Source organism: Listeria aquatica FSL S10-1188 (assembly GCF_000525795.1).
In the GTDB taxonomy this organism is placed as follows: Bacteria; Bacillota; Bacilli; order Lactobacillales; family Listeriaceae; genus Listeria; species Listeria aquatica.
On sequence record NZ_AOCG01000029.1, the window covers coordinates 1 to 393 of the forward strand.

Consider the following 393-nt stretch of genomic DNA (forward strand, 5'->3'; position numbering starts at 1 on the left):
TCCATAAAGGTTACCCTACCGACTTCGGGTGTTACAAACTCTCGTGGTGTGACGGGCGGTGTGTACAAGGCCCGGGAACGTATTCACCGCGGCATGCTGATCCGCGATTACTAGCGATTCCGGCTTCATGTAGGCGAGTTGCAGCCTACAATCCGAACTGAGAATGGTTTTATGGGATTGGCTTCACCTCGCGGCTTCGCTGCCCTTTGTTCCATCCATTGTAGCACGTGTGTAGCCCAGGTCATAAGGGGCATGATGATTTGACGTCATCCCCACCTTCCTCCGGCTTGCACCGGCAGTCACTTTAGAGTGCCCAACTAAATGCTGGCAACTAAAATCAAGGGTTGCGCTCGTTGCGGGACTTAACCCAACATCTCACGACACGACTGACGA

The 393-nt window shown here is 53.4% G+C and carries 1 rRNA gene; it reads right to left on the reverse strand.

What is annotated here, in order from left to right:
• Positions 1–393: ribosomal RNA gene (locus MAQA_RS13325) — 16S ribosomal RNA — on the reverse strand; the annotation flags it as partial.